The 5,849-nt window shown below is 67.2% G+C and carries 5 protein-coding genes; all 5 read right to left on the reverse strand.

From position 1 onward, the window contains the following. Positions 1–1,792, reverse strand: a 1,792-nt coding sequence (locus ACMZ91_RS07085; RefSeq protein ID WP_495497658.1) for a methyl-accepting chemotaxis protein, incomplete at its 3' end; no start/stop codon positions are given. Positions 1,793–2,144: 352 nt separating this feature from the next. Further along, entirely contained in the window at positions 2,145–4,133 is a 1,989-nt protein-coding gene (locus ACMZ91_RS07090; RefSeq protein WP_032129224.1) for a chemotaxis protein CheA, read from the reverse strand. Positions 4,134–4,178: 45 nt separating this feature from the next. After that, positions 4,179–4,544 carry a response regulator gene (locus ACMZ91_RS07095; RefSeq protein WP_005409521.1) on the reverse strand — a complete coding sequence of 122 codons (366 nt, stop codon included), beginning with the start codon at positions 4,542–4,544 and terminating at the stop codon, positions 4,179–4,181. Beyond that, positions 4,541–4,849: an STAS domain-containing protein gene (locus tag ACMZ91_RS07100; RefSeq protein ID WP_049461535.1), complete on the reverse strand. Its 309-nt coding sequence runs from the start codon at positions 4,847–4,849 to the stop codon at positions 4,541–4,543. The genes ACMZ91_RS07095 and ACMZ91_RS07100 overlap by 4 nt, the downstream gene beginning before the upstream one ends. A gap of 286 nt (positions 4,850–5,135) precedes the next feature. Further along, the coding region (locus tag ACMZ91_RS07105) for a chemotaxis protein CheW (RefSeq protein WP_495497659.1) at positions 5,136–5,849 on the reverse strand (714 nt) is incomplete at its 5' end.

Consider the following 5,849-nt stretch of genomic DNA (forward strand, 5'->3'; position numbering starts at 1 on the left):
GGCCCTTGATCTCCTTGGCGGCAGCGGCCGAGCGCTGGGCGAGGGTGCGCACTTCGCTGGCGACCACGGCGAAGCCACGGCCCTGTTCACCTGCGCGGGCAGCTTCCACTGCAGCATTCAACGCCAGGATGTTGGTCTGGAAGGCGATGCCGTCGATGACCGAGATGATCTCAGCGATCTTCTTCGACGAGGCTTCGATGGCCGACATGGTGGTGACCACCTGGCCGACCACTTCACCGCCCTGCGAGGCGACGCCATGTGCGCCGATGGCGAGCTGATTGGCCTGGCGGGCGTGCTCGGCGTTCTGGCGCACGGTGGAGGTCAGTTCCTCCATCGACGCGGCGGTTTCTTCCAGATTGGCGGCCTGCTGCTCGGTGCGGCGCGACAGATCGCTGTTGCCCGACGCGATCTCGCCAGCGGCGAGGGTGATGCTGGACGCGCTGGCCTGGATCTGGCCGACGATCTGCGTCAGCTGCGCGACGGTGGTGTTGGCGTCGTCACGCATGCGTGCGAACACGCCGTTGAACTGGCCGTTCATGCGCGCGGTCAGGTCGCCGGCGGCGATCGACTGCAGCAGCTGCGAGAGCTGGCCGAGGTTGCCGTCGGCCACCTGCATCATGCTGTTGAGCTGCTCGATCATCACGCGGAAATCGTGATCGAAACGCTGCGCATCACCGCGCTGGCTGAAGTCGCCGGCGGCAGCCGCCGAGGCCAGCTGCTGGATCTGCGTGTTGATGGCCAGCAGGCTGGCCTTGGCCGCATCCATCGACTCGTGCAGGATCGCGCGGCTGCCCGGCAGGCGGCGTGCGTCCGGGGTGAGGTTGCCGGTGGCGTACTGGTTGAGCACGTCGATGGCATCGCGGATCGCGTCGAGATGTTCGAAAATGACCGTGTTGATACCGCTGGCCAGCTGCCCATAGACGCCCGGGAAGTCTTCCGGAATGCGGTGGCTGATGTCTGGACCGGCGTGCATCTGCGCCATCAGCTGGGTCTGCTCGGAGAAGCGGCGCAGCATCGCGGTCATTTCGGTGGTGGCGGCCAGCATCTTGCCGGCTTCGTCCTTGCTGGTGGCTTGGGTGCTGACGCTGAGATCGCCACGGGCAACGGCCTGGATGGCATGTACGGCCTTGCCGAGCGGGCCGGTGACGGCGCGCGAGATGACCGTTGCCAGCGCGGCTGCCACCAGCGACAGCAGCACGATGCAGCCGATGATGGCGATCATGCTGGCGCGGTGGGTGGCATTTGCATCGGCGATCTTGGCATCCATCAGGCCGGCGATATGGGTGCCGAGGGTCTTCATCGCAGCGAACAGATCACGGCGGGCCGGGCGCGACTGTTCGTCGGAGATCTGCCGCGCCAAGGTGCCGTCGCCTGCCGCGACGGCTTCGCGCATGGCCTTGTTGGCAGCGAAGTAGCGGTCCAGTTGCACGTTTGCCGCAGCGTACAGCTCGCGCTCCTTGGCCAGGGCTGGCAGTGCCGAGTAGGCGGCCAGTTCGTCATGTACGGCCTTGGCGGTGTCGTCCATGCGCTTGTAGTAGTCGGCCACCTTGTCAGGCTGGTCGAGCATGCTCAACAGAGCCAGCTCGTAGGTGCGGAACTCGCCGAGTTGCGAGCGCGCCTCGCCGAGATGCTGCACCGAGGGAATATCGTTGCTGGCCATCTCGCCCAGTTGCTTGTTGGCCTCGTTGAGCCGCAGCAGTGCGAATGCGCCGAGGACGAGGGTCATCAAGGTGGTGAGGGTGAACCCCACGGCCAGCTTGCGGGCGATGGGCAGATCGTGGAACCACTTCATGCAGGGTGCTCCAGGTGGGCAGGGCGCCGGCGTCGTTGCGTCGGCTGGGGGTGGTTGCAGAGCGAACGGTGGTGCCCGGTGGGGGTTCGGTGACGGCCGTCAAAGCGAAATAGCGGCGCAGTTCGGATGGATTTTATGGACGCAGATCACATTCGGTTGCGTAGGGATGACGTCGCGAAAGTGGTGCCATGACAGGGCTTTCGCTTGAACGGCAAGGTTGCGCCCGAAACCTTCGTGCAGACGGAGTTCACGGTATGCCTGGCGAAGCGAGCGCGGTCAGATCGTGGCCGTGCGCGCAAACGAAAACCGCCGCCCCGAAGGGCGGCGGTCCAGTACACGCATGCAGCGTGGATCAGGCGGCCTGCGGCATCCGCAGCGAGCGCACCAGACCGCCGATGTCGACGATCAGTGCCACGCGGCCATCGCCGAGGATGGTGGCACCGGACACCCCGCCGATGCGGCGGTAGTTGTTCTCGATGTTCTTCACCACCACCTGCTGCTGGCCGACCAGCTCGTCCACTTCCAGCGCGATCTTCTGGCCATCGCCTTCGACCACCACCACCAGCGATTCGCTGCCGGGGGCGCGGTTGCCGTAGCCGTAGTACTCGCTCAGCGACAGGATCGGCAGATACTCGCCACGCACGCGCAGCACGCGGCCTTCGCCGGCCATGCTGCGGATGTCCTCGGCCTGCGGCTGCAGGGCCTCAAGCACATAAGCCAGCGGCAGGATCAGGGTTTCACCGGCCACCGCCACGGTCATGCCATCGAGGATGGCCAGGGTCAGCGGCAGGCGGATCAGCGTGCGGGTGCCAGCGCCGAGGCTGCTTTCGATCTGGACCTCGCCCCCCAGCGCCTGGATGTTGCGGCGGACCACGTCCATGCCGACGCCACGGCCGGACAGGTCGGTGACTGCATCGGCGGTGGAGAAACCCGGCTGGAAAATCAGGTCCCAGACCTGCGAATCGGTCGGGTTGTCCGGCACCGCCAGGCCGCGTTCGGTGGCCTTGGCCAGGATCTTGGCGCGGTCCAGGCCGCGGCCGTCGTCGCTGACTTCGATGACGATATGGCCGCCCTGATGCGAGGCTGCCAGGGTGATCGTGCCGGTCTCGTCCTTGCCCGCACCGCGACGTACGTCGGGCATTTCCAGACCGTGGTCAATCGAGTTGCGCACCAGGTGCACCAGCGGATCGGCGATCTTTTCGATCAGGCCCTTGTCCAGTTCGGTGCCTTCGCCGACGGTGCGCAGGCGGACCTGCTTGCCGAGGCGGCTGGACAGGTCGCGGACCAGGCGCGGGAAGCGGCGGAACACCGCATCGACCGGCAGCATGCGCACGCCGATCACCGCTTCCTGCAGGTCGCGGGTGTTGCGTTCAAGCTGGTCCAGGCCGGCGAACAGGCTCTCGGCGTGGACCGGGTCCAGCGCGTGCGAGACCTGCTTGAGCATGGCCTGGGTGATGACCAGTTCGCCGACCAGGTTGATCAGCGCATCGACCTTGTCGACGCTGACCCGGATCGAGGTTTCGGCTTCCTGGCCGCCAGCGCTGCTGGCAGCGGCGGCGGGTGCCGCCGGCACAACGGCAGCCGGTGTGGAAGGGGCGGGTGTGGCAGGTGCCTCGGTGGCCAGGCTCGGCGGCGCAGCCGGACGGATGTCCAGTTCGCAGTCGTCCAGCACCCAGGCGAAGGTGTCTTCGATCTTGCTGCGCGGCACCTTGCCGACCAGACCCAGGTCCCACGCCAGGTGGGCCTCGAGCGGGTCGAGCTGGGCGAAGCCGGGCAGGCGTTCCATGCGCGCGGCGACCTGCAGCGAACCCAGGTGCTCAAGTTCGCGGATGATGCGCAGCGGGTCGTTGCCGCTCATGAACAGCGATGGCGCCGGGGTGAAGCCGATCTGCCAGGCTTCCGGCGTATCGTCCACCTTGGCTGCGGCGGCCGCGGGGGCGCTCGCTGCGGCCTCGCCGGAAAGAACCGCCTCCAGGCGCGCCTTCACCGCAGCAACTGCGGCGGGATCGGCGGCTTGGCCGTGTTCGGCTTCGCGCAGCAGGGCGCGCAGCACGTCCACCGAGGACAGCATGGCGTCGACGGCGTGGCCTTCCAGCGCCCGCTTGCCGGCACGCAGCTCATCGAGCAGCGTTTCCAGCACATGGGTCAGGCCGGCGATCGCATCGAAGCCGAAGGTGCCGGCGCCGCCCTTGATCGAGTGGGCGGCGCGGAACACCGAATTGATGATCTCCGCGTCCTGCTGCCCCGATTCCAGGGCCAGCAGGCCAGCCTCCATCGCGTCGAGGCCTTCGCGGCTCTCCTCGAAGAAGGTGGCGTGGAAGCGTTGCAGGTCCATGCTCATGGCAGTGGTGGTCCGGAAGCGAAGAGGGGGAGCGGTGGCGGGCGATCAGCCCAGCACTTTCTGCACGGTGGCGACCAGCTGTTCCGGATTGAACGGCTTGACCAGCCAGCCGGTGGCACCGGCGGCCTTGCCTTCGGACTTCTTGTCGGCGGCCGATTCGGTGGTCAGCATCAGCAGCGGCGTGAACTTGTAGTCCGGCAGCTGGCGCAGTTCGCGGATCAGCGCGATGCCGTCCATGTTCGGCATGTTGACGTCGGTGACCACCGCATTGAAGCGCTGGCCCTTGGCGCGACCGAGCGCGACCGCGCCGTCTTCAGCTTCTTCGACGGCAAAACCGGCCGAGGTGAGGGCGAAGGACACCATCTGGCGCATTGACGCCGAATCGTCCACCACCAAGATACGTGCGCTCATGCAGCGTTCTCCACAGATTTCAGGTTGTCATGGGTTACGTCCAGGCCCAGGGCCTGGGTGACGCCCAGCAGGCGCGCGGCGTCACGGAAGGTTGCAGTGCAACCGAGGAAGCCGGTGCCGAGGCCTGCCTCGCGGCGGGCCTGCACGAACGCACACAGCACCTGCACGGCGGCCGTGTGGATGCGGGCGACCTGGCTGGCATCCAGGGTCAGCTCGCCTGCCTGCGCCACCAGCGGGGCGAGGCGGTTCTTGAGCTCGGTGGTGCTCTCGATGCCGAGATCCCCACCCAGTTCGACAGTGCTCATCGTTGCTCCGGACAAACGGTTCCGTGATCCATAACGGCACCCCGGTGGGGTTCTTTAGGGGAATCGACGCGGTGCGTCGATGCGGTCGCTGTTGAAAAGGGGACGGAGGGGATTAAGTCGCAACTGGCTCGGCGGTTTGCGCCGATGCGGTGCCTGTCGGGGACGCAAGGCGTTGATCCGTTGGATCAATACCTTACGTCCCCCACTGCGTGGTCGCCGTTGCCGAGGGTGGCTGCGGGAGAGCCTGGTCGATTGCGACTTAATCCCCTCCGTCCCCTTTTTCCGCTCAGCTCAGCAACCGGGTGGCATCCAGCAGGATCATCGGGCGCTGGCTGACCCGGGCGACGCCACGGAACAGGTCGTTGGAGATCTGGCAGATGCGCGCGGTATCGGGCGGTTCGATCTGCGAATCGGTGAGGTTGGCGACATCTTCCACTGCCGACACGCGCAGGCCGATGGTCTCGCCGTCTTCCTCCAGCACCACGATGCGGGTCTGTGAGTCGTCTTCGGCGGCCGCGGCGCCCAGGTGCAGGCCGAGGTCCATCACCGGTACCACCTGGCCACGCAGGTTCATGATGCCCAGCATGGCCGGCGCAGTGCCGCGCAACGGCAGCAGCGGCACCGGCAGCACCACTTCCTGCACCTTCAGCAGTTCCAGTGCATAGGCCTGGGTGCCGCAGCGCAGGCGCAGCCAGCGCGAGGTGCGCTCGCCGGCGCGTCGGTTCTGTGGATGCGGGCTGCTGGCGGGCCGATGTGCCTGTGCCTGCAGCTCCTGCCAGCTGCTCGGGCGGTGGCCTGCTGGCGCGTCCACGGCCACGCGCGGTGGCGGCGCGGCATCGGTGCGTGCAACTGGAGCGGGTGCTGCGACCACGGCCGCTGGTTGCGCAGGAACGTCCTCGCCGCCGGCAGCGGCCTCGAACGCGGCCTCCAGGCCGGGGCTGTCGGTGTGGGCGAGTCGATGGCTGTCGGCCGGATCGGTCTCGTAGATCACTTCGTCCGG

The organism is Stenotrophomonas sp. FR024, from assembly GCF_047500745.2.
Classification (GTDB): domain Bacteria; phylum Pseudomonadota; class Gammaproteobacteria; order Xanthomonadales; family Xanthomonadaceae; genus Stenotrophomonas; species Stenotrophomonas maltophilia_A.